Here is a 1,167-nt window from a genome sequence, read left to right as displayed (position 1 = left end):
CCGCGAGACGTCCCGGAAAGGGATACGGACGACTCCTATCTGAGCAGCGCTGCTGGCCTTCGTGTGCTCGTCCACAGCGTCCACGACTCGGACTTGCTGACGCTGCGCGTCTACGAGGGTGGCGAGGTCGCCCACCGCTACTACTCGGACATCTCATGCCTGGGCGAAGCAATTGAGGACGAGAACGGTGAGATCCACATCAGATGTGCCGGTCGCGTGTACGGCCTGGACGAGCCCCGGCCCCAGGGAGCCGAGGGCGCCGATGCTCGTGTCCTTGCCCCCTTCGGCGTCGGCAGTGTGAATCTTGAGCGCCTGGGGAGCCTGCTGAGCGGGGAGGGGCTTGACGACGAGCAGAAGCTCTTCGCCGAGGAGAGGCACTGGGCGATCGTTGAGGCGTTGAATCTCCAGCCTGCCGCGCTGACCTCGGCGTACCGGCACGCGAATGTGTCTGACTACGCCGGGGCGGTGGTGACCGAAGGGCCCTCGGAACCACTGGGCCAGCCTTCGCTGGGTCCTCAAGCGATCCTCGTGCTCTCGACGTTCGTTGGCGGTCCAGCGGACGGGCAAACGAAGCGGGTGCCTATGACCTGCGTTTCCGAGGGCCTCGTTGAATCCGGGACCCCGTACCGGGCAAGCCTGTCCGAACTCCTGAGCACACACGAGGGCCCTGCCCTGGTGTTCCGTCCGGCCTGACCGACAAGGTCTGTCGCTATCAGAAGCCGAAGAAGTGACGCCCCGGGTCTCTCACCTGCGGTGCAGCCGCCGGTCATTTCCCCGACCTGCGGGGGAGCGGTCGGCGGTTGTCGTTGTTGGGCGACGTTGATCCACCTCGCACGGCCCAGGGACGGCCCGGAGCCCTACGCTCTGGGAGCATGTCGGACGTGATCACGATTGACGTCGGCCTGGTGGAAGACGAACGCCAACTGCACGAGCTGCTGGCGCGTGAGCTGGGCTTCCCATCGTTCTACGGCCGCAACTGGGACGCCTTCTGGGACGCGGTGACGGGCTTGGTCGAGATCCCCAGCCACCTTCGGTGCGTCGGCTGGGCGCACCTCGTGGAGAGCGTGCCACGCGGAGCCGCCAGGCTCGCCTCCCATCTCGACGAGTCGCCGCGGGTACCGGCCCGATCTGAGAAGCCGTTGTCGTACCGATCATGGTGAGCGTCGG

At 66.5% G+C, this 1,167-nt stretch carries 2 protein-coding genes; both read left to right on the top strand.

Going from position 1 to position 1,167, the window contains the following annotated elements:
- Positions 1-693: hypothetical protein (locus tag ACFP3V_RS31440; protein WP_380591135.1), on the top strand; the 693-nt coding region annotated here is incomplete at its 5' end.
- 179 nt (positions 694-872) lie between these two features.
- On the top strand, positions 873-1,160 hold the full coding sequence (locus tag ACFP3V_RS31435) for a barstar family protein (protein WP_380591132.1): 288 nt from the start codon (positions 873-875) through the stop codon (positions 1,158-1,160).
- Positions 1,161-1,167 lie beyond the last annotated feature (7 nt).

This window comes from Streptacidiphilus monticola, assembly GCF_042658505.1.
GTDB lineage: Bacteria > Actinomycetota > Actinomycetes > Streptomycetales > Streptomycetaceae > Streptacidiphilus > Streptacidiphilus monticola.
Note: the sequence above shows the minus strand (reverse complement) of the source record. Positions and strands in the feature narration are given on the sequence as shown.

What these genes read in the sequence shown, in the direction of transcription:
- ACFP3V_RS31435 (WP_380591132.1), top strand. Translation starts at nt 873, where the DNA reads ATGTCGGACGTGATCACGATTGACGTCGGCCTGGTGGAAGACGAACGC.